21 protein-coding genes are annotated in these 25,452 nt (G+C 75.1%); 7 read left to right on the top strand and 14 right to left on the bottom strand.

The features are described from left to right. Positions 1-43 precede the first annotated feature (43 nt). From GA0070606_RS19325 to GA0070606_RS33400, 4 genes are all read right to left on the bottom strand, one after another. On the bottom strand, positions 44-886 hold the full coding sequence (locus tag GA0070606_RS19325; protein ID WP_091102369.1) for a DUF3152 domain-containing protein: 843 nt from the start codon (positions 884-886) through the stop codon (positions 44-46). A 196-nt stretch (positions 887-1,082) separates the two neighbouring features. After that, positions 1,083-1,871: a DUF3152 domain-containing protein gene (locus GA0070606_RS19320; RefSeq protein ID WP_245724743.1), complete on the bottom strand. Its 789-nt coding sequence runs from the start codon at positions 1,869-1,871 to the stop codon at positions 1,083-1,085. A 170-nt stretch (positions 1,872-2,041) separates the two neighbouring features. Then, positions 2,042-3,016: an alpha/beta fold hydrolase gene (locus tag GA0070606_RS19315; RefSeq protein WP_091102363.1), complete on the bottom strand. Its 975-nt coding sequence runs from the start codon at positions 3,014-3,016 to the stop codon at positions 2,042-2,044. A 57-nt stretch (positions 3,017-3,073) separates the two neighbouring features. Then, positions 3,074-4,849, bottom strand: a complete 1,776-nt coding sequence (locus GA0070606_RS33400) for a hypothetical protein (RefSeq protein ID WP_425413104.1) — start codon at positions 4,847-4,849, stop codon at positions 3,074-3,076. A gap of 1,717 nt (positions 4,850-6,566) precedes the next feature. Here GA0070606_RS33400 and GA0070606_RS19305 point away from each other — a divergent pair. Together GA0070606_RS19305 and GA0070606_RS19300 are read left to right on the top strand one after the other, a co-directional pair. Further along, positions 6,567-7,205 (top strand): TetR/AcrR family transcriptional regulator, encoded by a 639-nt coding sequence (locus tag GA0070606_RS19305; RefSeq protein WP_091102356.1) that lies wholly within the window; start codon positions 6,567-6,569, stop codon positions 7,203-7,205. A gap of 67 nt (positions 7,206-7,272) precedes the next feature. After that, positions 7,273-7,500, top strand: coding sequence for a DUF3107 domain-containing protein (locus tag GA0070606_RS19300; RefSeq protein WP_091102353.1), 228 nt, complete (start codon positions 7,273-7,275; stop codon positions 7,498-7,500). A 124-nt stretch (positions 7,501-7,624) separates the two neighbouring features. On the opposite strand, the gene GA0070606_RS19295 is transcribed toward GA0070606_RS19300, so the two are convergent. Beyond that, on the bottom strand, positions 7,625-8,281 hold the full coding sequence (locus GA0070606_RS19295; RefSeq protein WP_091102349.1) for a ferritin-like fold-containing protein: 657 nt from the start codon (positions 8,279-8,281) through the stop codon (positions 7,625-7,627). 318 nt (positions 8,282-8,599) lie between these two features. Between GA0070606_RS19295 and GA0070606_RS19290 the strand changes: the two genes are divergently transcribed. The 3 genes from GA0070606_RS19290 (at position 8,600) to GA0070606_RS19280 (ending at position 12,163) form a co-directional block, all read left to right on the top strand. Next, the gene (locus tag GA0070606_RS19290) at positions 8,600-10,237 is read left to right on the top strand and encodes a DEAD/DEAH box helicase (protein WP_091102346.1); all 1,638 of its coding nucleotides are present in this window, start codon (positions 8,600-8,602) and stop codon (positions 10,235-10,237) included. A 119-nt stretch (positions 10,238-10,356) separates the two neighbouring features. Next, the gene (locus GA0070606_RS19285) at positions 10,357-11,613 is read left to right on the top strand and encodes a class I SAM-dependent methyltransferase (protein WP_245724742.1); all 1,257 of its coding nucleotides are present in this window, start codon (positions 10,357-10,359) and stop codon (positions 11,611-11,613) included. Positions 11,614-11,746: 133 nt separating this feature from the next. After that, the gene (locus GA0070606_RS19280) at positions 11,747-12,163 is read left to right on the top strand and encodes a helix-turn-helix domain-containing protein (RefSeq protein WP_091102342.1); all 417 of its coding nucleotides are present in this window, start codon (positions 11,747-11,749) and stop codon (positions 12,161-12,163) included. An 88-nt stretch (positions 12,164-12,251) separates the two neighbouring features. Here the strand turns inward: GA0070606_RS19280 and GA0070606_RS19275 are convergent, their stop codons facing one another. The 9 genes from GA0070606_RS19275 to GA0070606_RS19235 all read right to left on the bottom strand — a co-directional run bounded on the left by GA0070606_RS19275 (position 12,252) and on the right by GA0070606_RS19235 (position 23,306). Beyond that, a complete protein-coding gene (locus tag GA0070606_RS19275; protein WP_245724741.1) occupies positions 12,252-13,340 on the bottom strand; it encodes a hypothetical protein in 1,089 nt (362 codons plus the stop codon). A gap of 375 nt (positions 13,341-13,715) precedes the next feature. Then, positions 13,716-15,938, bottom strand: a complete 2,223-nt coding sequence (locus tag GA0070606_RS19270) for a RecQ family ATP-dependent DNA helicase (protein WP_091102339.1) — start codon at positions 15,936-15,938, stop codon at positions 13,716-13,718. A gap of 146 nt (positions 15,939-16,084) precedes the next feature. Then, on the bottom strand, positions 16,085-17,212 hold the full coding sequence (locus GA0070606_RS19265) for a branched-chain amino acid ABC transporter permease (RefSeq protein WP_091102336.1): 1,128 nt from the start codon (positions 17,210-17,212) through the stop codon (positions 16,085-16,087). Further along, positions 17,209-18,099 carry a branched-chain amino acid ABC transporter permease gene (locus tag GA0070606_RS19260; protein WP_091102332.1) on the bottom strand — a complete coding sequence of 297 codons (891 nt, stop codon included), beginning with the start codon at positions 18,097-18,099 and terminating at the stop codon, positions 17,209-17,211. Before GA0070606_RS19260 ends, GA0070606_RS19265 begins: the two co-directional genes overlap by 4 nt. Then, positions 18,099-18,863: an ABC transporter ATP-binding protein gene (locus GA0070606_RS19255; protein ID WP_091102329.1), complete on the bottom strand. Its 765-nt coding sequence runs from the start codon at positions 18,861-18,863 to the stop codon at positions 18,099-18,101. Before GA0070606_RS19255 ends, GA0070606_RS19260 begins: the two co-directional genes overlap by 1 nt. Beyond that, entirely contained in the window at positions 18,863-19,606 is a 744-nt protein-coding gene (locus tag GA0070606_RS19250) for an ABC transporter ATP-binding protein (RefSeq protein ID WP_091102326.1), read from the bottom strand. Before GA0070606_RS19250 ends, GA0070606_RS19255 begins: the two co-directional genes overlap by 1 nt. 6 nt (positions 19,607-19,612) lie before the next feature. Next, on the bottom strand, positions 19,613-20,812 hold the full coding sequence (locus GA0070606_RS19245) for a substrate-binding domain-containing protein (protein ID WP_091102323.1): 1,200 nt from the start codon (positions 20,810-20,812) through the stop codon (positions 19,613-19,615). Positions 20,813-21,139: 327 nt separating this feature from the next. Continuing rightward, positions 21,140-21,394 (bottom strand): hypothetical protein, encoded by a 255-nt coding sequence (locus tag GA0070606_RS19240; protein ID WP_091102319.1) that lies wholly within the window; start codon positions 21,392-21,394, stop codon positions 21,140-21,142. A gap of 787 nt (positions 21,395-22,181) precedes the next feature. After that, positions 22,182-23,306, bottom strand: a complete 1,125-nt coding sequence (locus GA0070606_RS19235; protein WP_091102316.1) for a glycerophosphodiester phosphodiesterase — start codon at positions 23,304-23,306, stop codon at positions 22,182-22,184. Positions 23,307-23,449: 143 nt separating this feature from the next. Between GA0070606_RS19235 and GA0070606_RS19230 the strand changes: the two genes are divergently transcribed. Beyond that, entirely contained in the window at positions 23,450-24,784 is a 1,335-nt protein-coding gene (locus tag GA0070606_RS19230) for a TrkH family potassium uptake protein (protein ID WP_091102313.1), read from the top strand. A gap of 25 nt (positions 24,785-24,809) precedes the next feature. Continuing rightward, complete coding sequence (locus tag GA0070606_RS19225; RefSeq protein WP_425413103.1) at positions 24,810-25,442, top strand: potassium channel family protein; 633 nt, start codon at positions 24,810-24,812, stop codon at positions 25,440-25,442. The last annotated feature ends 10 nt before the right edge of the window (positions 25,443-25,452 follow it).

Below are 25,452 nucleotides of genomic sequence, written 5' to 3'. Positions count from 1 at the left end.
ATGAGGAGTGACACGTCGCCCGAACTGCGGGAACGGGAATAACTCAGATGCCGGGAACGACCTCGCCCTCGTAGCGGGAGCCGTCGACGTAGGGCCAGGCGTTGGCGGCGCAGCCGTCCAGGCCGTACGTCTGCTGCTGCATCACCGGCGCCGGCTCGCCGGGCGCCGGGCAGGCCTGGTGCACCTCGCCGAACTCGTGGCCCACCTCGTGGTTGACCACGTAGGCCCGGTAGACCTCCAGCGGCGCGCCGTAGTCCGGTACCGCCTCCAGCCAGCGGGCCAGGTTGATGATCACCTGCCCGGGGAGTCGGCAGGAGGTGTAGCCCTCGGTGCTCAGCCCGCCCTCGGCGCACATCCGCTCCGAGGTCCCCGGCGTGGCGAGGTAGACGGTGAAGTCGGCGTCGGCGGCCTCGGCCACCCGCTGCACCCGCAACTCCTCCGAGGCGGTCCAGCCGCGCGGGTCGGCCAGCACCTCGTCGACGGTGGCGGCGAAGGCGGCGACGTCCTGCCCGATGTCCGACTCCACGGCCACCCGGTAGCGCCACACCGGCCCGGCCACGCCCCGCACCGGGGAGTCCCCGGTCGCGGTGGTGAAGCCGCCCGCGCCCTCCCATGGATAACGGGTCTGCCGCTCCCGCTCGCCCGCCCCGGCCCCGTGGGCCGCCCGGCCCCGGCCGTCCGTGGGCTCCCCGGCCGGGTCGCCCGCCAGGGGCAGCGCGGCCGTGACGGCCGCCGCGAGGAGCAGCGCCAGGGCGGGCCCGAGGACGCGCCGGTCGCGGAGCAGGGCCGCCGGCGATCGCGGCCGCGACGGCGGGCGCGGACGCGGCGACGGCGACGAGTGGGGCGGCGGTGGACCAGGTGGGCCGCAAGGGGACGACGACGTCATGGTCCGAGCGTCGCACGCCAATCCGGGCGTTTCCGCGCCTTCAACGCAATTCGGAAGGCGAGTTCGGTCCCTTTCGTGGCGACCTCTCCCCGCCTGGGCGCCGATGCGCCGAGTGTCCGTAGCCCCGCCAACCTGCGGGGCTACGGGCCAGCGCCGACCACCGGGACCACCGGTCGCGGCGCCGCCCGCCCACCGGCTACAGGGGCGGGCCGGCGTAGCGGCGACCGTCGCGGTACGGCCAGGGGTTGGCGACGCAGCCGTTGAGGAAGAGCGTCTGCTGCATCATCACCGGCGCCGGCCGGCCCTTGCCGGGGCAGCGCTCGTGCCGGTGGCCCAGCTGGTGCCCGACCTCGTGGTTGACCACGTACGTGCGGTAGACCGACAGCGGCACCCGACCGCTGACGTAGTGCGGCACCGAGAGCCGCCAGCGCTCCAGGTTGATGATCACCTTTCCGGGCGCCCGGCACGAGGTGTAGGGCCGCCCGCCGACCCGGATGTCGACCCCGCCGACCGCGCACATCCGGCCCGCCGTGGCGGGGGTGGCGAGGTAGACCGTGAAGTCGTGCCGGGCGTCGGCGCCCACCTGCTGCAACCGCAGCCCGCCGTCGACCCAGCTTCCCGGCCCGGCGAGCGCCTTCCCGACGGCGGTCGCGAATTCTCCCGCGTCCTCGCCGGAGCCGTCCTCCACCGCGACCCGGTAGCGGCGCAGCGTGCCGGTCTCCCCCAGCACCGGGCCTGTCCGGTCGTCGTAGCCGAAGTCGCCCCGGCCCCGCGACGGCACCGGCCCGGTCAGCCGCAGCACCGACGGCGGGGACGTCGAGGCGCTGGTGGAGGGCGTCGGCGTGACCGGTGCGGCGGAGACCGACCCGAGCGCCGGCCGGGAAGCCATCTCCTCGGCGGTGAGCACCTCCGCGCCGACGTCGGCGCCGCGCCAGTCGGCGACCACCGCCACCGCCGCGCCGACCGCCAGCACCAGCGCGACCAACTCGACCAGACGACGACGCCCGCCCGGACGGCGGTGCCGTGGCCGCGTCAGGTCGGGGCCGCCGGGCCGGGCCTGGGCTGTCGGTCTGCGGCGCCCCGCGGGGGAGGCGTGGGCACGGTGGCCCCCGGTCGAGGGCGTGGCGGGGCGGCGGCGAGCGGAGGGCATCCCGGTCAGCCTGCCATGTCGGACCGCCTGGCGGTGTCCCCCGTTTCGGCGAGCAGCCCCAGCACGGCACGGGCGACCAGGCGCGGCACCTCCACCTGCGCGACGTGACCGACCCCGTCGAGCATCAGCAGCCGGCTGTCCGGGACTGCCCGGGCGGTCTGCGGTGCCACCCGGACGTCCACCAGCCGGTCGTGCCGCCCGCCGACGACCAGCGTGGGCGCCCGGACGGCGCCGGCCAGCCGCCACAGCGACCCCGCCCCCGGCAGGTACGACCGCAGGAAGCTGGAGACCAGCCCGCGGAACGTCCGGACGTACGCGGCGGCGTAGTGCTCGGCCTCGTAGCGCACCCGGATCTCCTCCAGCGCCTCCTGCCGGCGCTGCTCGCAGATCCGACTGAGGTCGGCGACGCACGCCTCCAGCACCTGCTGCGCCATCGCCTCGGGGGCGAGTTGGGCGAGCCGCCACGCGGCCAGCCGCTCCCCCCGGGGGATCGCCAGCAGCGGCAGCATCCGCCCCTGCAACGAGCGCCGGAAGTCGAGGAACGGCAGGGCCGGCGAGACCAGCGTCAGGGTCCGCACCAGGTCCGGCCGCAGCGCCGCCACCTGCACCGACACCGCCCCGCCGAGCGAGTTGCCGAACAGGTGCACCGGCCCTCGGCCGGAGTGCTCGATCCAGCGGACCACCCGCTGCGCGAACGCCGGGATCGTGTAGCTGCGCCCCGGCTCGCTGCGACCGAACCCGGGCAGGTCGATGGCCTGCCCGTCGAGGCGGTCGGCGAGCAGGCCGGCCAGGTCCGTCCAGTTCTGCGACGAGCCGCCCAGGCCGTGCACGTAGAGCGCCGGCTCCGCGCCGGAGGCGGTCGCCGGAGTGTCCCGGACGTACGTCACCGTGCCGTCGAGGCGCACCTCGCGCCCCGGCCAGGGCGGCGGGACGGAGTGCTCGGGGAGGAGATGATCCGGCCATAGGGTGGCGCGCTTCATCCCTCCAGTCTGCCCGCGCCCGCGTCCGACGGCAGCACGCCGTACGCGCCCCGGCGCTCAGGCCAGCAACGCCTCGATCCGACGGTTGACGGCGGCCAGGGTGGCGCGGACGACCGCCTGCCGGGGGTCACCGGCGACCAGCGCCGAGCCCACGAGCTGCTCCACCCAGCCGTCACAGACCAGCAGCACGACGACCGTGGCCACCTCGCAGTTGCCGAACGGCACCACCGCGGCGTGCTCGACGAAGCAGCGTCCCCGGTCCGACCCGGGCTCCCCGCCCCGGAGCAGCTCGTCGACCGCCGCCGCGGCGGCCACCGCGCAGAGCCGCAGCACGTACCCGTCGACGGCCGGGCCCGTCGAGTAGCCGGCGGCGCTCTCGCCACCGGCGACGAGGCGCACCTCCACGGTGGCGTCGAGCCCGAAGGTGCTCACCTGGACGTGGTCGATCACCACGCGGGGGCCGGCCACGCCGCCGGTGTCCAGCGGCCGGGACGGCGCGCTCTCCGTGGTGGTCACCTGCCCACCCGAGTACGACGTGCCGACGGTCGCCGGGCTGCCGGGCGGAGCGCCGGCCGGGGCGGCGGAGACCGAGCCCGGCTCCTCGACCGTGGCCCGACCCCGGTGCGGGGTGACGGACTGCCGACGGCGGCGCGGGGTCTCCGGCGCCGCCTCGGGACGCTGCTCGGCGCGGGCCTGCGGGACCTCGGTCGGGCCACCGGCCCGCCGGCTGCCGGACACGCGGGTCTCGGCGGACGCCGGCTCGCCGCCCCGGGGCGGGGCGGAGCCCGGCGACCTCGGCTCGGCCGCGCGCGGCTCGACCGAGCGGCGGCGCACCGGCGCGGCGGGCATGCCCGGCACGTTCTGCGGCGCGGCGGCCAGCCCCATCCGCTCCTGGAGCAGGCGGGCGACCAGCCGGCTGACCTCGGCCGGGTCGGCCCCGTCGGCCAGGTCGAGCCGCAGGCTGTGCGCGCCGGCCGGGGTGCGGCGCAGCGCCGCGTCGCGGACGCCGGCCACGCCCCGTACGGCGTCGAGGATCGCGTTGACGTCGAAGCCCTCCGGCCGTTCCCGCAGCGGCGCGGGCTCGTCGTCCCGGCGCAGGTGGGTGGCGATGCGGGCGAGTTCCGGGGTTTCGGCGGGTGGTTCCACGGCGGGCGGCTCCGGCACGACGGGCACGTCCGGTTCGGCGGGGACGCGCTGCGGCAACGCCGCCGACGGATGCTCCAAGAGCCCGTCACCGCCGGCCGGCTCGGCCGCCGGCACCGGCTCGGGGGCGGACCGGCGGGCCGCGTAGGGAGGCGCGCTCGCCGGGGCGGGCGCGGACGGTGCGCGGTCGCGTCGCCCGAGCCCGCTCGCGGCGGCGGAGCCGGTGGCGGCCGGCCCCTCCGGCGTCGCCGGGGGCCGCTCCTCGCCGACCGGCCGGAGCCGGAACGGCCGGGCGGCCCGGCCGGCATCCTCGTCCGCGCCAGAGGGGGTGGCGGCCTCCGGGCCGGCCAGGTCGTACGGGCGCGGGGGCGCGCTCACGGGCGCGCCGGCAGGCTCCCCACCCGCCCAGGCCGGCCGCTCCATCGGTACCGGGACGGCCCGGTCCGCCGCGGACGACGTGGCCCGGCCGGCGGGACCGGTCGCCGGCTCGTACGCCGCGCGGGCTGCGGCACCGGCCCAGCCGGCCTCCTGGCCGTGCCCCGGTTCGGCGCGCGACGGCTCGTGGTAGCGGGGTGGCTCGGCGCGCGACGGCTCGTGGTGGCCGGGTGGCTCGGCGGCCCAGGCCGGCGGCTGCTCCTCGCGGGAGCGGCGGCCCGTGGGTTCGTCCTCCTCGCGGAAGCGGCGGCCCACGGCATCCTCCTCGCGCGAGCGGCGGCCCACGGGTTCGTCCTCCTCGCGGGAGCGGCGGGCGATCGGCGCGGGCTCGTCGCGGGACCGGCGGTCCGGAGGCTCGTCCCCGCGCGACCGGCGGCCGGACGGCTCGGGCTCATCCCAGGGCCGGCCGACCGGCTCGGGCTCCTTCCGGGCCCAGGGGGGCGCCCAGGCGTTGCCCCAGCTCGGCCGGTTCCAGTTCGGGCCCGACCAGTCCGGCTCGGCCGCCGGGGGCCGTCCGGCGCCGCCCGGCTCGCGCTCGACGCCCGGCCCACGGTCGGCACCGGGCGTCTGCTCCACGCCGGCCGCCCGGTCGAGGCCCGGCGCACCCTCCACGCCCGACGGCCGGTCGAGGCCCGGCGCCCGCTCCGCGCCGGCCGCCTGGTCGAAGCCGGGGGCGCGGTCCGTGCCCGCCGTGCGATCGAGGCCCGGCCCGCGCTCCGCGCCCGCCACCAGGTCGGGGCCCGGGGCACGGGCGACCTCCGAGGCGTGCGGGAGGCCGGCCGCCCGGTCCAGGCCCGAGGTGCGGGCCGCGTCCGACGGGCGGTCCCGCCCCGCGAGGGTCGCCGGATCCTGCCCGACCACCGGGCCGCGGTCGACGTCGGCGCCGCGCTCCTCGGGGAACGCCCGGGCCTCGTGCTCCGGACGGAAGGGGACGGCGTCGTGGTCGGCGCGAAAGGGGGCGGAGCGGGGCTCCTCGCCGAACCGGCCGGCGCCGTGCTCCCCACCGAAGGGACGGTCCGCGTCGAGCGCGCGGTCGACGCCGGAGCGGCGGTCATCGCCCGCCGACACCTCCGCCTCGGACGGACGCTCGCCGGCCGGCGGGAACGGGCGGGGGGCGAGGGACGGCGGCTCCGGCGGGAACTGGTCGGCCCAACCGTGCGCGCCGGCGGCCGTGGCGGCCTCCTCGGCGGCGCGGTCGGCGGTCGGCGCGTAGAAGCCGGGCGGCACCTCGAAGCCGCTGGCCGCCGTGCCGACGGGCGGGACCTGCACGGCCGGCGGGGCGGAGGTCGGCAGCCCCGGCTCCGCCCAGCGCGCCCGACGGCCGGTCGACGGCTCGTCCGGGGCGGGCCGGGTCGACCCGGCCTCTGGCTCGGCGGGCCCGGGCTGCGGGAGCGACGGCTGCTCGGCCGCCGGCGCCGGCCGCTGCGCGGGCACCATCAGCCGGTCGCCTCCCGGGTCGCGGCGCTGCTCGCCGAGCGTGCCGGGCGGGGCGCTCACGGGCGCCTGGCGGCCGGCGGGCGCGTCGTCGGGGTGCCCGACGCCGTTGACGTGGTGCCCGTTGGCCCGGGCGGGCGGCTCGGCCCCGGCCGGCGGGCCGGGCAGCGGCGACGGCAGGTCTCCGTGTCGGGGTGACGAGACGGCCCAACCGGTCTCGGGCGGCCCCCAGGCCGGAGGGTGCTCGTGGGCTCCGGCGGCCTCCTGGCTCCGGGACCAACCGGTCGCCGGGGGCGCCCACCCGCTGCCGGCCCGGCCCAGGTCGTCCTGCCGACCCGTCCCGTCGCCGTGCTCTCCCGGGGTGGCGGCACCGGGTTGCCCTGTTTCACTCACCGCGCGCTCCTTGGTCGCCCCCGCTGAGGCTACCGTGTGGTGACAGTGGCGATAAGTTACAGCGGCGGGCCAATTCCGCGACGGGCGACGAGCCCCGACCGGTTCGGGTGAAATGCCGGCTCGTACGAAGAACTCGGAGGTTCCCATGACCGCTGTGGGGAACGGTGCTCAGACCGCCGGCCGGCCCACCCGCCTGCCCCGTTCCGCGCGCCGCAAGCAACTGCTCGCCGCAGCCCAGGAGGTGTTCGTCGCCCAGGGTTACCACGCGGCGGCGATGGACGACATCGCCGAGCGCGCGGGAGTCTCCAAGCCGGTGCTCTACCAGCACTTCCCCGGCAAGATGGAGCTCTACCTCGCCCTGCTCGACACGCACTGCGACGCGATCGTCGACAAGGTGCACGAGGCCATGCGCGGCACCAACGACAACAAGGAGCGGGTCGGCGCGTCGGTGCGCGCGTACTTCGACTTCGTCGACCACGAGAGCGAGGCGTTCCGCCTCGTCTTCGAGTCGGACCTGCGCAACGACCCGGCGGTGCGGCAGCGCGTCGAGCGGGTCGAGCAGGGCTGCATCGCGGCGATCACCGACACCATCATCTCCGACACGGGCGTCAGCCGGGCACACGCCGAACTGCTCGCCTCCGGCCTGGTCGGCGCGGCCGAGACCGCCGCGCAGTTCTGGCTCGCCGGTGGCCGGCTGGTGCCGAAGGCGGAGGCGGAGGCACTGGTCGCCGCGCTCTCCTGGCGGGGCATCGCCAGCTTCCCGCTGCAAGGTGAGTCAGCCTGAGCATCGGGCCGCGAGATCGGATAGCCTTCCCCTCGGCGGCTCTTTCGCGCCCGAACGAGGAGGCACTGTGGAGGTCAAGATCGGCGTGCAGTACGCGCCCCGCGAGCTGGTGCTGGAGAGCGCGCAGTCGCCGGCCGAGATCGAGCAGATCGTGACCGACGCCATGGCCAAGGACGAAGGCACCCTCTCGCTGACCGACGAGAAGGGCCGCCGGGTGATCGTTCCGGTCAACAAGGTCGCCTACGTCGAGATCGCCGAGGCGTCGCCGCGGGCGGTCGGCTTCACCGTCCGCTGACCAGGCCGGCCGGCCGCGACGGGTGACCCGGTCACCCGTCGCGGGCCACGGCGCATCCTGCCGAGGCGTCGCTGCCCGGCCCCGGGGCGTCGATCTTCCGCCCCGGGTGCCGGCCCCCGCCGCGTCAGTTGTTGAGTCCGGCGGCGGCCATCCGCGTGGTGTGTGCCGCGGTGAGCCGTCGGAACAGTTCCTGCACGTCCACCCGGTCGCTGCCCGCGATCAGGGCGGTCAACGCGCCCCGGTCGGCGGCCGCGACCCGGCCGGCCTGCGACAGCGCCTCACCGACCAGCCGCCGCGCCCACATCGACAGCCGGCCGGCCACCTTCGGGTCGGCGGCGATCGCGGCCCGGATCTCGGCGACGGCGAAGTCGGCGTACGTGGAGTCGTGCACCACGTCGAGGACCAGCCGGCGGTCCGGCTCGTCCAGCCCCGCGGCGATCTCCCGGACGAAGTCGTCGGTCACGGCGTCGCCCACGTACGCCTTGGTGACCGCCTCCGCCCAGTCCCGCGGCTCGGTCGAGTCGTGGTACGCCTGCAACGGCGCGACATAGGGCGCCATCGCGTCGTCGGGGAGCACGCCCAGCGCGGTCAGCCGGTCGGCCAGCCGCCGGTAGTTGCCGATCTCGGCGGCGGCCATCTCGCTCAGGGCCGCCCGGCGACGCACGTCGGGGGCGAGCCGGGCGTCGGCGGCCATCCGCTCGAAGGCGAGCAGCTCGCCGAAGGCCACCAGGCCGAGCAGGTCGACGACGGCACGGCCGGGCGCGGGATCGGGAGCGGGCACGAGCGCAGGCTACCGCCCGTCCGCGCGCCACGGGTAAAGTGAGGCAGGTCACAACATGCAACCCCGGGCGCGTCTCCCGCTCCCGGAATCAGGACGGCCACCATGCGGTTCAGGTAGCATGGAGCAGTTGCCGTGGGCGCCGAGCTGGCCAGCCTGGTCTCAACCGACCGGTCGGTCCTGTCGAAGTCCGAGCCCACGGCGCGCGTGCGGCCCGGTCCGGCCCGGCAGTTCTGCCGCCGACCGTGTGGCCCGCGCCACACCGATCGCGCCCTGAGGACATGACGGGGCGCACCCACGAGAGGGCACCCCCAGATCCATATGAGCGAGCTGACCCAAGATCTGATGGACGGCCAGGAACTGGCCCCCACCGCCCCGGTGCGACCGGAGGCACCCACCTTCGCCGAGCTGGGCGCGCGTCAGGAGACCGTCGACGCGCTGGCCGCGGCCGGCATCACCCGCGCGTTCGCCATCCAGGAATACGCGCTGCCGATCGCGCTGCGCGGCACCGACCTGATCGGCCAGGCGCCCACCGGCACCGGCAAGACCCTCGGCTTCGGCGTGCCGCTGCTGGAGCGGGTCTTCGCGCCCGCCGAGGGCGGCGACGGCGTGCCGCAGGCGCTTGTCGTCGTACCCACCCGTGAGCTGGGCATCCAGGTCGCGAAGGACCTCGCCGCCGCGGGCCGGACCCGGGGCGTCCGGGTGCTGCCGATCTACGGCGGCGTGGCGTACGAGCCGCAGGTCGACGCGCTACGCAAGGGCGTCGAGATCCTGGTCGGCACGCCCGGCCGGCTGCTCGACCTGGCCAAGCAGAAGCACCTGCGCCTGGACCGGGTGCACGCGCTGGTCCTCGACGAGGCCGACCGGATGCTCGACCTGGGCTTCCTCGACGACGTCGAGCGGATCCTGGCGATGCTGCCGGAGGACCGCCAGACCATGCTCTTCTCGGCGACCATGCCGGACCCGATCGTCACCCTCTCCCGGCGCTTCCTGCGCCACCCGGTGACGATCCACGCCGGGCACACCGCCGAGACCGGCCCGTCGCCGCAGACCGAGCAGCTGGCCTACCGCACCCACTCGATGAACAAGATCGAGATCGTGGCCCGCATCCTTCAGGCCGAGGGGCGCGGGCTGACCATGATCTTCACCCGCACCAAGCGGGCCGCCGACCGGGTCGCCGAGGACCTCGACTTCCGGGGCTTCGCGGTCGCCGCCGTGCACGGTGACCTCGGGCAGGGCGCGCGGGAGCGGGCGCTGCGGGCGTTCCGGGCCGGCAAGATCGACACCCTGGTCGCCACCGACGTGGCCGCGCGCGGCATCGACGTCAGCGGCGTCACCCACGTCATCAACTACGACTGCCCGGAGGACCAGGACACCTACACGCACCGGATCGGCCGCACCGGCCGGGCCGGGGCGAGCGGCGTCGCGGTGACCTTCGTCGACTGGGACGACATGCCCCGCTGGCGGATCATCGACAAGACGCTGGGCCTGGACATGCCGGAGCCGCCGGAGACCTACCACACGTCTCCGCACCTCTACACGGACCTGCACATCTCCCCCGATGTCTCCGGCACCCTGCCGACCGCCGAGCGCACCCGCGCCGGGCTGTCGGCCGAGGTGGAGGAGGACCTGGGCGGCGGCCGGTCCCGCCGGGGCGAGAGCCGCGGCTCCCGGCGCGGCGAGGGTCGCGGTCGCGGCGAGCGCCGCCAGGACCACGGCGCCGGGCCGGACGCCGAGGTGCCGGCCGAGGAGGGCACCCGCACCCCGCGTCGCCGCCGGCGCCGCCGGGCCGGCGAGACGGTCTCGGGCGAGCCGACCGCGGTGATCACCGCCGAGGCCGCTCCCGCCGACGCCCCCGCCGCCGTCGAGGGCGAGGCTCCGAAGCCGCGCCGCCGCCGGCGCCGTCGTGGTGGCGGTGGCGCCGCAGCCGGTACGCCGGCCGAGGCGACCGCCGACTGACCCGAGTGCTTCCCGACGTCCCCGTACCGGTCTCCGGTGCGGGGACGTCCGTCTGGTGGCCCCCGCCACGCCACGCACGCCCTGCGCCGCCTCGCCCGACCGAGCAGGAAGATGGAGCAATGCCGGAACCACTGGACGCCGCCCTGACCGAGGTCCGGGCCCTGCTGCTCGACCCCGCGCTGACCCGGGCGGTCGCCGCCGGACGCAGACGCGGCCAGCGCCCCTCGGTGGTCCGGGCCGAGCTGAGGCCGGTCGCGCTCAAGGCCGGCCCCCGGATCCAGATCTCCACCTCCGACGGATCCCGGCCGTACACCCGTAACGTCGCCCCGGGCGCGGAGGCCGATGCGGCGGTGGACGCGCTGCTGGCCGAGCCGTTCGGCAACTGGCACGTGGAGACGGCCGACGCGACGCTGCAACTGCGGGTGACGAAGTCGGGCGAGGCGCAGGTGCACCGGGCCGCGGCAGCCCGGCCGGCCGCCGAGCCGGGTGGGCACGACCGGGCGAAGGAGTACCTGCTCGACCCGGGCGACCCGATCTTCGCCGAGATCGGCGGCTCGGCGGCGAAGCGGCGCCAGGTCGACGCCTTCCTGCGCGCCCTGGCGGCCACGCTCCCCGACGACCTGACCGGCCCGCTGCGGGTGGTCGACCTGGGTTGCGGCAACGCCTACCTGACCTTCGCCGCGTACCGGTGGCTGGCGCAGCGGGGGCTCGACGTCGAACTGGTCGGCGTGGACGTGCGGGAGGACCAGCGCCGACGCAACACCGAGCTGGCCGAGCGGCTCGGCTGGGACGAGCGGGTCAGCTTCGTGGCCGGCACGATCGCCGACGCCGTCGTCACGCCCGCCCCCGACCTGGTGCTGGCGCTGCACGCCTGCGACACCGCCACCGACGAGGCGCTGGCCCGGGCGGTGCGCTGGCGGGCCCGCTGGGTGCTCGCCGCGCCGTGCTGCCACCACGACGTCGCGGCCCAACTGCGGGCGCGGCCGGCCCCGGCGCCGTACGAGCTGCTGACCCGGCAGGGCATTCTCCGCGAACGCTTCGCGGACGTCCTCACCGACGCGCTGCGGGCCGGGCTGCTCCGGCTGCACGGCTACCGGGCCGAGGTGGTGGAGTTCGTCGACTCCCGGCACACGCCGCGCAACCTGCTGATCCGGGCCCGGCGCACCGGCGCCCCGCCGACCGAGGGCCAGCGGGCGGAATACCGGGAACTGGTCGACCAGTGGGGCGTCACCCCGCGGCTGGAGACGCTGCTCCGCCCGGCCGACGACGCCCCCGCCGGCAACGACGATTCGCGCCCGCCGATCACCCGCGCGCCGGTCGACGGACGGGCACCGAACCTGGATCAGGAAGGGCGGACAACGCTCGGGGGCGCGTGATCCGCGCCATGGGTCCGGCAGAAAGTCCCGTCGGCGGGACGGTCTGGTCGGTCAGTCAATTGTTTCCTTACCTTTCCGTACTACCCTCGGAGGCGCACCGCCGGGTGCCGGTCGGGAGGGAAGACCCGCAGGGATGGGTTCGGTAGAGGTATCGCCGCAGATGGCCTTCGCACGCTTCGTGCGGCGCGCCATCGACGACGCCCGCGAGGAGCGCGGGTGGACCGTGACGGACCTGGCGTCCCACACCGGCGTCGGTCGTTCCACCGTGTTCCGCTGGCTCGCCGGCGACTGGCAGGACTATCCGGAACTCGCCAAGGTGCGGGGCTTCTGCGCCGCGCTGGACCTGCCGGTAGCGGCCGCCTTCCGCGCGCTCGGCCTGCCCGACGCCGGCCCCACCCCGCGCCGCCGCCTCGACGACGGCCCGGTCGAGGCCGACGTCCGGGTGATCCTGCAACGGCTGGCCGACCCGACCGTGCCGGCCGAGGAGAAGCACCACATCCGCGACCTGCTGCGCTACCTGGCCCGCCGCCCGATCCGCCGCGCCGGCTGACCCACCACGCACCGCCGGCCGATCCGCCGCGCCGGCTGACCCGCCACGCGGCACCGCCGGGCGACGGTCGGCGCGCCGGGCCGACGGGTCAGGGCACGGCCAGCGTGAACTCGGCGGTGCGCACCACGCCGCCGACCTGGAAGTCCAGGTAGAGCCGGTAACGGCCCGGGCCCGGCGTGGTCACCCAGAACGTCACCGCCCCGTCGACCACCTGCGGCTCCGGGTGGACGTGCAGGTAGCCCAGGTCGCCCTCGCGCAGCGCCACCAGGTGCCCGTACGCGCCGAGGTAGCGCTCCAGCGCCGGAGTGCCGCCGGCCGCGTCGAAGCGGAAGGTCAGCGGCACGGTCAGGCCGGTCTGCGGCGTGCCCTGGTAGCTGACGGTGAAACCCTCCACCGTGGCCGAGGTCGCCGGCGCCGGCAGCGGTCGCGGCTGGTAACCGCCGGGCGCGACCAGGTCGACCCCGAGGGTCACCGCCGACTGCCGGCCGTCGTCGGCGAGGGCGGTGAAGTCGGCGTACGCCCGCCAGACACCCGGCTGTGGCAGGGTCAGCGGCACCGACCACGTGCCGTCGGCGGCCATGGTCGGGTGCAGGTGCTGGTAGCCGGTCAGGTCGCGACGCACCACGATCAGGTGCATCGGCTTGTCGTGCACGACGGCGAACCGCGTCACCGGGCGGCGCTGCGCGTCGCGCACCTGGAAGCGCAGCTCGCCCGGCCGACCGGCGGCGAACGCCGACGTCACCGGGGCGAGCGTGTAGCCGGCCGAGGTGACCGACAGGCCGGCCGCCTCCGCCGCCGCGCCCTGGTCGCCGCCGTGCTCGTGGGCGCCGGTGCCCGGAGCGTGGGTGTGCTGGGCGAGGGCGCTGTCGAGCCGTCCCGACGCGGACGGGCCACCGCCGTTCAGCCGGCCCAGGCCGAAGCCGAGCAGCACCGCGAGCACCAGTCCGCCGACCACCAGCGCCAGCCGGAGCGTGCTGCGGTCCGGCACGGCCGATGCCGATGCCCCGCGAGACTCCACGGCGGCCTCGTCCGGCCCGGCCGGGAGCTGGTCCGGCGCGGCGCGGTCGGACGCCGCCGACGCCCGGTCAGCAACGGCCGGGGACTGGCCGGGCAGGGCCGGGGACTGGCCGGGTGCCGCCGACGCCTGGTCGGGCACGGCCGGGGACTGGTCAGGCACGGCCGCCGTCCCGCTGGTGGCCGGGCTGCTGATCGGTCATGCCGCTCACGTTACCCTCCGTCACGGTCGCGCCCGCCCGGCGGCGGGGCGGCGTGGCGACGGTCGCACTCCCGCCCGGCCGGGAACTTTCCCGCCCCGTACGGGACGGACCCCGCACGGCCCGGCCACCCGCCGGGCCGGCCACCGGCCGACCGACAGACAGCCGGCGACCAGCGCGGGCGGCGGCTCAGCCCGGCCGACAGGTGGCGGGCGGCGGGTCAACACGGCAGCCAGCGCGGGCAGCAGGTCAGCCCGGCCGACAGGCGCGGGCGGCGGCTCAGCATGGCAGCCAGCGCGGGCAGCAGGTCGGCCCGGCCGACAGGCGCGGGCGGCGGGTCAGCCGGCGACGGCCAGCGCCAGCGGCAGCACGCCGGGCGCGCCGGCGCGGCGCAGTTCCCGGGCGGCCAGCGTCATCGTCCAGCCCGAGTCGACCAGGTCGTCGACGAGGAGCACCGGCCCGTCCAGCCCGGCGAGGGCGTCGACCACGTCCGCAGGCACGACGAGGGCGCCGTGCAGGGCGCGTACCCGCTGGGCGCTGTTGCCGCGCGGGCCGTCGCCGGCGGCCGGGCCGGTCGGCGTCACCTGGCCGAGCAGCGGCAGCCGGCCGACGCCGGCGATCCGCTCGGCGAGCGAGCCGACCAGCCGGGGCCGGCGGCGCGAGCCGACCGCGACCACGCCCACCGGGCGGGCCGGCCACGGGTCGTCGCCGTGCGCCCACGCCTTCAGCACCTCGACCACGGCGGCGGCCACGTCGTCCGGCACCGGTCCGTCGGGCGCCTCCGGCCCGACCAGGCCGCGCAGCCGGCCGCCCCACCCCAGGTCGGACAGCCGCCCCACCGCGCGCCCCGGCAGCGCCTGCTCCGCCGGGGCGATCCGCCCCTTCAGGGGTACGCCCACCGCCTCCAGCCCGGTCGGCCAGAGCTTCTTCGGCGCGATCTCCACCCCGGGCCGCCCCAGGAAGGTCTGCGCGGCGGTCAGCGCGACGTCCGACACGTCGGGCGCGAACAGCGGGCCGGCGCAGCGGTCGCACCGGCCGCAGTCGGCGGCACCCGCGTCGTCCAGGCACTCGCGCAGGTAGCGCAGCCGGCAGTCGGCGGTGGCCGCGTACTCCCGCATGGCCTGCTGCTCGGCGGTGCGTGCCTCGGCGACGCGGCGCAACCGGGCCTCGTCGTAGACCCAGGGCTCGCCGGTGGCGAGCCAGCCGCCGCGCACCCGGCGGACCGCGCCGTCGACGTCGAGCACCTTGAGCATCAGTTCCAGCCGGGCCCGGCGCAGGTCGACGATCGGCTCCAGGGCCTGCGTGGAGAGGGGGCGGTCGGTGTGCAGGGCGGCCAGCACCGCGCGGACCTGCTCCTCGGGCGGGAAGGCGAGCGAGGCGAAGTAGCGCCAGATGGCGGCGTCCTCGGCGCCGGGCAGCAGCAGCACCTCGGCGTGCGCGACGGCGCGGCCGGCGCGGCCGACCTGCTGGTAGTACGCGATCGGCGAGGGCGGCGCGCCGAGGTGCACCACGAAGCCGAGGTCGGGCTTGTCGAAGCCCATGCCCAGGGCGCTCGTGGCGACCAGCGCCTTGATCTTGTTGTCCAGCAGGTCCTGCTCGGCCGCCCGCCGGTCGGCGTCCTCGGCCTGGCCGGTGTAGGAGGCGACGGCGTAGTCCCGGGACCGCAGGAACTCGGCGGTCTCCCCCGCCGCGGCGACGGTGAGCGTGTAGACGATGCCCGAGCCGGGCAGCCGGTCCAGGTGGTCGGCGAGCCATGCCAGCCGGTGCGCGGGGCTCGGCAGCTCGACCACGCCGAGGCGCAGCGACTCCCGGTCGAGGCTGCCGCGCAGCACGAGGGCGTCGCCGAGCTGCTCCGCCACGTCGGCGGTGACCCGGGCGTTGGCGGTGGCCGTGGTCGCCAGTACCGGGGTGTGCTCGGGCAGGTTGCCGAGGAAGGTACGCAGCCGGCGGTAGTCCGGCCGGAAGTCGTGCCCCCAGTCGGAGACGCAGTGCGCCTCGTCGACCACCAGCAGGCCGGTGGTGGCCGCCAGCTTCGGCAGCACGGTGTCCCGGAAGTCGGGGTTGTTGAGCCGCTCCGGGCTGATCAGCAGCACGTCCACGGCGCCGGTGTGGATCTCGGCGGTGATCTCGTCCCACTCGTCCAGGTTGGCGGAGTTGATGGTGCGGGCCCGGATGCCGGCCCGGGCCGCCGACTCGACCTGGTTGCGCATGAGCGCCAGCAGCGGCGAAACGATCACCGTCGGGCCGGTCGGGCCGGTCGAGCCGGTGGGGCTGCCAGGGCCGGTCGGGCCGGTCGAGCCGGTGGGGCTGCCGGGGCCGGTCGGGCCGGGGCCGCCGTCGCCCTGCCGCTCCCGGTCGCGCTCGCGCAGCAGGGCGGTGGCCACGAAGTAGACGGCCGACTTGCCCCACCCGGTGCGCTGCACGCAGAGCACCCGGCGGCGGTCGACCACCAGCGCCTCGATCGCCCGCCACTGGTCCTCGCGGAGTCGGGCGTGCTCGCCGGCCAACCGCCGCAGCACCGCCTCGGCCCGCTCCCGTACCGCCGTCCGATCCTGACCCATCCGGCATTTCTACCAGCGTCGGCGGACCGGGCGGTCGCCCGTGTTCCCTACCTCCGGGATGTAGTGGCCTCGCCGGGTGTGGAAGGGACCACATCCCGGAAGTAGCGAGCCGGGCTCCGGCCCCGACGGAGCCGGGGCCGGAGGCGTCAGGTGCGGCGGCTCGCGGGGCGTAGGGAGTGCCGCAGCAGTGCCAGGCGCGGGGCGAGGCTGGCCAGGCCGCCGGGGAAGAAGTAGACGGCCAGGATGAAGACGGTGCCGAGCACGAAGAGCGGCTGGGACAGCGGGTTGCTCAGGAACGCCGGCAGGGCCTCCACCGCGTCGGACGTGCCGAACGCGACCAGCCGGTGGTCCAGGTACATGTAGAGGATGCCGCCGATCACCGGACCCCACCGGGTGCCCGGCCCACCGAGCACCACCATGACCAGCAGCGCCAGGGTCCACTCGGAGGAGGTGATGTGCGGCGAGGCACCGCCGACGATCAGGACGTAGACCACGCCGCCGGCCGCCGCGAGCCCACCCGCCAGGGTGAACGCCACCAGCTTGAACCGGTACGGGTCGAGCCCCAGCACCCCGATCCGCCGCTCGTCGTCGCGCAGGCCGGCGAGCACGCGCCCGGTCGGCGAGCCCGACACCCGGTGCACCACGAAGACCACCACGACCAGGTACGCCAGCGCCAGCCAGTAGAGGTTGACGGTGTTGGTGACCCCGACCAGCCCCTCGGGCAGCCCGGAGACGTCCAGCGGCAGCCCCTCCTCGCCGCCGGTGAGCCCGCCGAAGTCGCGGGCCACCAGGATCGCCCCGACCTGGGCGAAGGCGAGCGTCACCATGGCGAACGCGATGCCGACGGTACGCAGTGCCACCGCCCCGAGCAGCGCGGCGAGGATCGTCCCGCCGGTGATCGCGAGCAGCCCGGCCTGCCACAGCGGCAGTCCCGCCTTGGTGACCAGGATGTCGGTGCCGTACACGCCGGCGGCGAAGTAGAGGGCGTGTCCGAAGGAGAGCATGCCGGTCCGCCCGAACAGCAGGTCGTACCCGGCGGCCAGGCCCCCGAAGACCAGGCAGACGGCGAGCAGTTGCAGGGTGCCCGGGGAGTTCAGCGCCCCCTCGAAGACGCCCGGCAGGTGCAGCGTCGAGTACGGCAGGATCAGCGCCACCACCAGCGCGACCAACGGCAGGTACGGGCGGATGCGGTGCAGTCGCCCGTCGCCCGGCGTCAGCTCGTCGGGCACCGCCGCCGGCGGCGCCGGAACCTCGGGGCTCTTGACCTCGGTCATGCCGTTGCCACCTTTCCGGCGATGCCCTGCGGGCGCAGCAGCAGCACCACGGCCAGCAGCGCGACCACGCAGATGTCGCCCAGCCCGGAGGTGCCGTAGTAGTTGACGAACTGTTGGGTCAGGCCGACGGCGACGGCCGCGTACGCGGACCCGGTCACCGAGCCCATCCCGCCGATGACCACCACGATGAACGCGAAGATCAGCAGCGAGCCGCCCTGGCCGGGCGAGACGGTGCCGAAGTAGACGCCGCCGAGCGCGCCGGCCAGCGCCGCCGCCGCCCCGCCGATCGCGAAGACCAGGGTGAACGCCTTGCGCACGTCGATGCCGAGCGCGGTGACCATCTCCCGGTTCTCCACCCCGGCCCGGATGATCAGGCCGTAGCGGGTCCAGCGGAGGAAGGCGAGGATCGCGCCGAGCACCAGCACCGCCGCGATGATCAGCAGCAGGCCGCCGTTGGGCACGTTCGCGCCGAGGATCGAGGTGACCTGCCGGGTCCACTCGGGGCGCGGGAACGGCCGGGCGTCCGCGCCCCAGGTGGCCTGGAGCAGGGCGACGCCGGCCAGCGAGAGGCCGACGGTGACCAGCACCTGCTCGATGGTGCGGGAGTAGAGCGGCCGGATCAGCACCAGCTCGACGAGCACCGCGACCAGCGTCCCGGCGGCCACCCCGAAGGCGACCGCGAGCACGAAGCCGAAGCCGTCCGAGCCGGCGCCGGGCAGGTTGTGCGCCGCCCACCAGGTCCCGTACGCGCCGACGCCGAGGAAGACGCCGTGCGCGAAGTTGAGCACGTCGGCCAGGCCGAAGACCAGGGAGAGCCCGCTGGCGACCAGGAAGTAGAGCGCCGCCAGGCCGAGCCCGGTCAGCGTCAACAGGATGACGGTGTCCATCAGCGCTCGTCCTTCCGCGCGCCGGCCGGCGTACCGGCGGGGTGGTGCCCCTCCGCCGAGCCGACGCCCAGCAGCGACTTGGTCAGGGCGGTCTCCAGCAGCAGTTCCCGCGCGTCGCCGGTCCAGGCGACCCGGCCGGCGGCGAGCACGACCGCGTCCCGGGCGAGCCGCCGGACCACGGCCAGGTTCTGCTCGACCAGCAGCACCGGCACGGACTCGGCGACCCGTTCCAGCACCTCGGCCACCTCGGTCACCACCTTCGGCGCGAGCCCCTTGGTCGGCTCGTCGACCAGCAGCAGCCGGTTGTCGTTGAGCAGCACCCGGCCGATCGCGAGCATCTGTTGCTGCCCGCCGGAGAGCGAGCCGGCCCGTTGCCGTCCGCGCCGGTCCAGCTCCGGGAAGAGCGCGAACACCTTGTCGTACGCCGGGGAGGTGCCGCGCCGCTCGGCGAGCCGGAGGTTCTCGGCCACGGTGAGCCCGGCGAAGACGCAGCGGTCCTCCGGCACGTAGCCGAGCCCGCCGCGGATCAGCCGGTGGGTCGGGCGGGCCAGCAGGCTCTGCGCGCCCATCCGGATCGCGCCCCGCACCTCGCCGCCGCGCGGCGTGAGGCCGACGATCGCGCGCAGCGTGGTCGTCTTGCCGACGCCGTTGCGCCCGAGCAGGACGGTGACGCCGGTCGGGGCGACCGTGAAGGACACCCCTTGGAGGATGTGCAGCCCGGCGATGCGGACCGACAGGTTCTCCACGCTGAGAATGGGTTCCACTAGAGCGACTCCCCCAGGTAGGCCTCTTGCACGGTGGGGTTGGCCATCACCGTCTCCGGGGTGTCGCAGGCCAGCAGCGCGCCATGGTGCATGACGGCGATCCGGTCGGCCAGCTCCAGGATGACGTCCATGTGGTGCTCGACCATCAGCACCGACCGGCCGGTGTCGCCGGTGAGCGAGCGGATCACGGCGACCAGCTCGGGCACGTCCTCGGCGCTGACGCCGGCCATCGGCTCGTCGAGCAGCATGACCCGGGGCTCCCCGGCGAGCAGCAGGGCGATCTCCAGCTTCCGCTTCTCGCCGTGTGCGAGGGTGCCGGCCAGCGCCGTACCCCGGTGGGCGAGGCCGACCCGGTCGAGCGCCGCGTCGGCGGCGGCGGCGACCTCCCGGTCGGCCGCCGCCCGCCGCCACAGCTTCATCGAGCCCCCGCGGTGCGCCTGCACGGCGAGCCGGACGTTCTCCCGCACGCTGAGCGAGCCGAAGACCGAGGATGCCTGGAAGGTGCGGCCGAGGCCGAGACGGGCCCGCTTGTGCGGCGGCAGGTCGCCGATGTCCTGCCCGTCGAGGGTGATCCGTCCTTCCGTGGCCCGGCGTACGCCGGTGATCAGGTTGAACAGTGAGGTCTTGCCGGCGCCGTTGGGCCCGATGACGCCGAGGAACTCCCCGGGCGCCAGGTCGAGGTAGACGCTGTCGACGATGGCGACCTCACCGATCCGCCAGGTCAGACCGCGGGTGGCGAGCATCTGTTGTCAGCCCTTCATCGCCACGGCCGGCGGCGCGGTCTCGTCCCCGGTCAGCGCCTTCTGGGCGGTGGCGGTGAACGTGGTGCCGCTGCCGGTCAGCTTGGCCTGGAACATCGGCTGGAGCAGGGCGTGGTCCTCGGGGCGGATGGTCATCTTGCCCTTGACCCCGTCGAAGCTCCAGCCCTCCAGGGCCTTGACCATCTTCTCGACGTCGTCGCCACCCTCGGAGGCGGCGCGGACGACCATCTGCGCGGCGGCGAAGCCGTCCGGGTGGAACAGGTCGACGGTGCCCACCTTGGCCTTGAGCGCCTTGGTGGCCTCGTTGTCGGAGGCGCCGTCGAAGTAGTGCGACAGGAAGGAGATCTTGCTGCCGGCGGCGCCGAAGGTCGGCCACGAGGCGCGGATGTCCAGGCCGGTGACGACCGTGGTGGAGGAGAGCACGCCCTGCTGGTCGAGGGTCTGCCACATGGCGGGGGCGGTGGTGCCGGCCCAGGCGACGAAGAGCAGGTCCGGCTTGGCGGACTTGATCTGGCTCGCGAACGGGGTGAACTCGGTGGCGCTGGCCGGGGCCCGGACGCTGCTGACGGTCGCGCCCGCACCGCCGATGACGGTCTTGACGGCGGCCTCGTTGGCGTCGCCGAAGGCACCGTCCTGGGCGAAGACCACGACCTTCTTGCCGGCCGGGTCGCCGATGAACGACTTGGCGGTCACCACGTCCTGGTACGACTGCCGCCCGGAGCGGAACGTGTACTTGTTCGCGCCGGTCACCGCGTCGGTGGCGGCCGGGCCGGAGATGAAGAGGACCTTGTTCTGCGCGGCGATCGGGGCGACCTGGAGCGCCACGCCGGACGCCGTCGAGCCGGCGATGATCTTGTTGCCCTTGCCGATCAGGTCCTTGGCCGCGGAGACCGCCTTCGCCGGGTCACCGGCGTCGTCGACCTCGGTGATCTCGATCGTCCGGTCGCCGACCTTGTTGGTGCCTTTGGTGGCGAAGTCGAGGCCGGCCTTGAACCCCTCGATGTACTGCTTGCCGTAGCTGGCGAGGGCTCCCGACTGGGAATACACCAGGCCAACCTTGACCGGGGCGGTGCTGTCGCCGCCGCCGGAGGCGGTTTCCTGCGGGCTGCCACAGGCCGTGGCGGCAAGCGCCGCGGCCATCATCGTGGCGGCGGAGAGGAACACCCGCCGCGTCGTCCGGACCGTCATTGCGACTCCACGTGAGGACTCGGAGGTAGGGAACTCGTTTGACGGCTCACGCTAGGAGTGACGTCACCCACGGGCTATGTGGGCGCAACACACAAGTAACAGAGGTGGGGTGGCCGGGGATTACAGCGGTAACGGCCAGGTGGCGACGGCGGGCGTCCGCGATGGGTGTTCCGGCCATCGATGGAAGCGCTCCTGTGTCGCCCCGCGCCACCGACACCCACCGAATGCCGTATTCGTCCCGCCGCCTCACCGGCCGGACGCACCCGTCGGGCCGGCGCCGCCCCGCCCGTTCGGCCGACTCGCTCGCGGCGCCCTCGACGCCACCCCTCACTGCTGGTCGAGCGGGACGCAGGGGCCGTCGTGGTCGGCCGTCCGGCCGCAGCGGTGGCCGCCGTCGAGCAGGCTGTCGCAGAAGACCCGATGGCGTACGAACTGGGCGTCCTCCGCCGAGACGGTGGTCTCGCCGCGGTCGACGTCGGGGAGGAAGCCCACCGCCCGGGTGATCGCCCGCGCGAACCGCCTCGCGGTGGCCAGGTCGGCGGCGAGCACCGGCAGGTGCACCACGAACCGCTCCCGGCTCACGGCCGCCCGCCCGGCGCACGGAACAGATTCAGCACGTTACGCACGAACGCCTCCTCGTCGCTGCCCTGCGCACTCCCCGGAACAGAACCTGAGCGCCGCCGGCACAGCACCAACCCGCCGGAACAGTGGTGGGCTGCTGCGAACGCTGTCGAACTGATGTCGTAGACGATTCACTCCTGCGACCGGGGGCCGGTCCTGCAAACGCTGTCGAACTGCCTGCCCCGTGGATGGGGCGGTGCAGCACTGATGACAGCGCCCGCCCCGCCAACGACTCGGCGGGGCGGTGAGCGCGCGAGATCTTGGCAGGAAACGGCCCTTCCAGGGGCCGTTTCCTGCCAAGATCTCGCAGATGCTGTGCCGGAGGTGCTGTGCCGGCAGCGATCGGGGGCCGGGCCGGCGGCGAGCGCCCCAGAAGCGAATCGTCTACGACATCAGCTCCATAGCGCCCGCAGGACCCGACCCCGGCGCAGGGTGAATCGTCTACGACATCAGCTCCACAGCGCCCGCGCAGACCTCGGTCGCCCCGGCACAGGACCCCGACAAGGGCCAGCCCGACAACGGTGGTCGCCGACACCCGCACCAGGCCGGCGAAGAGGCGACAGCACCGGCCCGCCACCCGAAGATGACAGCACCGGCCCGCCACCCGAAGATGACAGCACCGACCCGCCACCCGGGACATGACAGCACCGGCCAGGCACCCAGGGGATGACGCGCCGGCCCGGCACCCCGGGACAGGGGTGCCGGGCCGGCGTCGGTGCGGCGAGCGAGGATCAGCGCCGGGCAAGGATCAGCGGCGGGCGAGGCCCTCCCGGGCGGCGACGGCGGTGTCCGGGTGGTCGGTGAAGACGCCGTCGAGGCCGAGGCCGAGGAAGAGTTCGTACTCGGACTGGATGTCGCCGCGGGCGTTCGGGTCGCTCCCGATCCGGAGATCGGCCGGCAGGAACTGGTTCTCGGCCCGGAACGTCCAGGCGTGCACGATCAGCCGCTCCCGGTGCGCGTCCCGGACCAGGGTGGTCGGGGCGAGCAGCCGGCCGGCGGCGTCACGCGGGACGATCAGGTTCTTGTTCGCGCCGACGCCGTCGGCGTACGAGGCGATCCACCTCAGGCCGGCCGGGGCGGCCATGTCCCGGTAGGTGCGGGCGTCGCCGGCGACGGTGAAGTCGTACGGCCGGCCGGCGGCGTCGAGGAGCTGCGCGAGCCTGACGTCGATCATCCGGTCGAGCTTGCGCAGGTTCGCCGTCTCGAACGACTGGATGATGACGGGCGAGTTCCGGTGGGTGAGCTTGTTGCGCCGCAGCACCTCGACAAGCGGCTCCTCCAGCGGCAGCCCGATGGAGGCGAAGTAGGTCGGGTGCTTGGTCTCCGGGTAGACGCCGATGGTGCGCCCGCGCGCCCGCCCCTCGGCGCGGGCCAGGTCGACGACCTCCTGGAGGGTGGGCACCTCGAACCGGCCGTCGAAGGCGGTGTTGGCGACCCGCACCTGCGGCAGCCGCTCCTTGGCCCGCAGCGTCTTCAGCTCGGCGAGGGTGAAGTCCTCGGTGAACCAGCCGGTGACCGCGACGCCGTCGATGGTCTTCGTGGCCCGACGGCCGGCGAACTCGGGGCGGGCGGCCACGTCGGTCGTACCGCTGATCTCGTTCTCGTGCCGGGCGACCAGCGCGCCGTCGCGGGTGACGACCAGGTCCGGCTCGATGTAGTCCGCGCCCTGCCGGATCGCCAGCCGGTAGGCCTCCAGGGTGTGCTCGGGCCGGTAGCCGCTGGCGCCGCGGTGGCCGATCACGAGGGGACGGTCGGTCGCCCGGGCCCGCTCGGCGGCGGGCGTCGGGGCGGCCGACGCGGCCACGGTCGGCACGGCCACGGCGGCCACGAGCAGGGCCCCGGCCACGCCGAGGGCGGAAAGGGTGCGTCGCAACGCCGTCTCCTGTCGTCGTCGAGGAATCGGCCTCAGCAGACCGGGCGGGGTTGACGGCGAGTTGGTCGGCGCCTGACGCGGGGATGAATCCTCGGGATGCCGGTTTCCACACCCGACTCACGGTGGAAAAGGAAGATTGTCTGATGCGCCGGCTTCTTCGTCACCCCGTGCGGCTGGTGCCGTTCGGCTTCCTGGTGACGATCCTGCTCGGCACCGGGCTGCTGATGCTGCCCTGGACGACCAGCCAGCACCAGTACACGCCCTTCCTGACCGCCCTGTTCACCGCGACCTCGGCGGTCTCGGTGACCGGCATGTCGGTGGTGGACACCCCGAACTACTGGAACGAGTTCGGGCTGCTGATGATCACCGTGCTCACGCAGGTCGGCGGCATCGGCATCGTCACCGGGGCGACCATGGTGATCCTGGTGGTGGCCCGCCGGCTCGGGCTGCGCAGCCGGCTGCTGGTGCAGGCCGAGACGGCCGAGTTCGGCATCGGCGACCTACGCCGGCTGCTGCTGCGCATCGCCGGCCTCGCGCTGGTCTGCGAGTCGATCATCACGGTCGTCATGACGGCCCGGTTGTGGCTCACCTACGACTACCCGTTCGCCCGGGCCCTCTGGATCAGCGTCTTCCACGCCGTCCAGGCCTTCAACAACGGCGGGTTCGCCCTCTACACCGAGAGCCTGATCGGCTTCTCCACCGACGCCTGGGTCATCGTGCCCCTGGCGATCGGCACCGTCGTCGGCGGCCTGGGCTTCCCGGCCCTGTTCGAGGCCGCCCGGGAGTGGCGCCGCCCGAGCCGCTGGGGAGTGGCCACCAAGCTGACCGTCTGGGGCAGCCTGACGCTGCTGGTGGCGGGCTTCCTGGGGATGCTCGTCATCGAGTGGGCGAACCCGCGTACCCTGGGCATCTACGCCTGGCACGACAAGCTCCTCGTGGCGTTCGCCCAGGACGCGTTCATCCGCACCGGCGGCTTCAACGTCGTCGACGTCGAGGGCCTGGAGGAGGAGAGCTACCCGCTGGTCATCGCGCTGATGTTCATCGGCGGCGGCAGCGCCAGCACGGCCGGCGGGATCAAGGTGACGACCTTCTTCCTGCTCGCATTCGTCATCTGGGCGGAGCTGCGGGGCGAGCCGGACGTGACGGTCGGGCACCGCCGGGTGGCCACCGCCAGCCAGCGGCAGGCGGTCACCGTCGCCCTGCTCAGCGTGGCGCTGGTCGCCTGCGGCACGGTCCTGCTGATCCTGCTCACCGAGGGGGTCCCCCTCTACGCGGCGCTGTTCGAGGTGACCTCCGCGCTCACCACCACCGGGCTCAGCGTCGGGGTCGCCGCGTCGCTGCCCGAGAGCGGACAGTTCGCTCTGATCGTCCTCATGTTCGTCGGCCGGATCGGGCCGCTGACCCTCGGGTCGGCGATCGCCCTCAACACCCGCCGGCGGCTGTACCGCTACCCGGAGGAGCAACCCATTGTCGGCTAGGAAGACGGGCGGAGGCGGCGTCGTGGTGATCGGGCTGGGGCGGTTCGGTTGCCACCTGTCCGGCGCGCTGGCCGCGCTCAACCACGAGGTGCTGGCCATCGACCGCAGCCCGGACCAGGTGCAGCGCTGGTCGGCCCAGCTCGACCGGGTCGTGCAGGCCGACGCCACCGAGGAGGGGGCGCTGCGCCAGCTCGGCGTGGCCGACTTCGCCCGGGCGGTGGTCGCGATCGGCGCCTCGGTGGAGGCCAGCGTGCTGACCGTGCTGGCGCTTGCCGAGCTGGGCGTACCGCAGATCTGGGCGCGGGCCACCTCGGAGAAGCACGCCAAGATCCTCGGCTCGGTCGGCGCGCACCACGTGATCTTCCCCGAGGCGGAGACCGGCGTACGGGTGGCCCACCTGATCGTCAGCAGGATGCTCGACTTCATCGAGTTCGGCGACGACTTCGCCATCGCCAAGGTGTGCACCCCCGAGGCGATGGTGGGCCGGCCGCTCGCGGACCTGGCCCCCACCGAGCGCTACGGGGTGCGGGTCGTCGGGGTGAAGCTGCCCGGCGAGCGCTTCCGGTACGCCACCGACGCCACCGTCGTGGCGGCCGGCAGCATGCTGATCGTCGAGGGGAACATCGAGCAGGTGCAGCGCTTCGCGGCGCTCAGCTGAGCTGGGCGGA

This window comes from Micromonospora citrea (genome assembly GCF_900090315.1).
Classification (GTDB): domain Bacteria; phylum Actinomycetota; class Actinomycetes; order Mycobacteriales; family Micromonosporaceae; genus Micromonospora; species Micromonospora citrea.
Note: the sequence above shows the minus strand (reverse complement) of the source record. Positions and strands in the feature narration are given on the sequence as shown.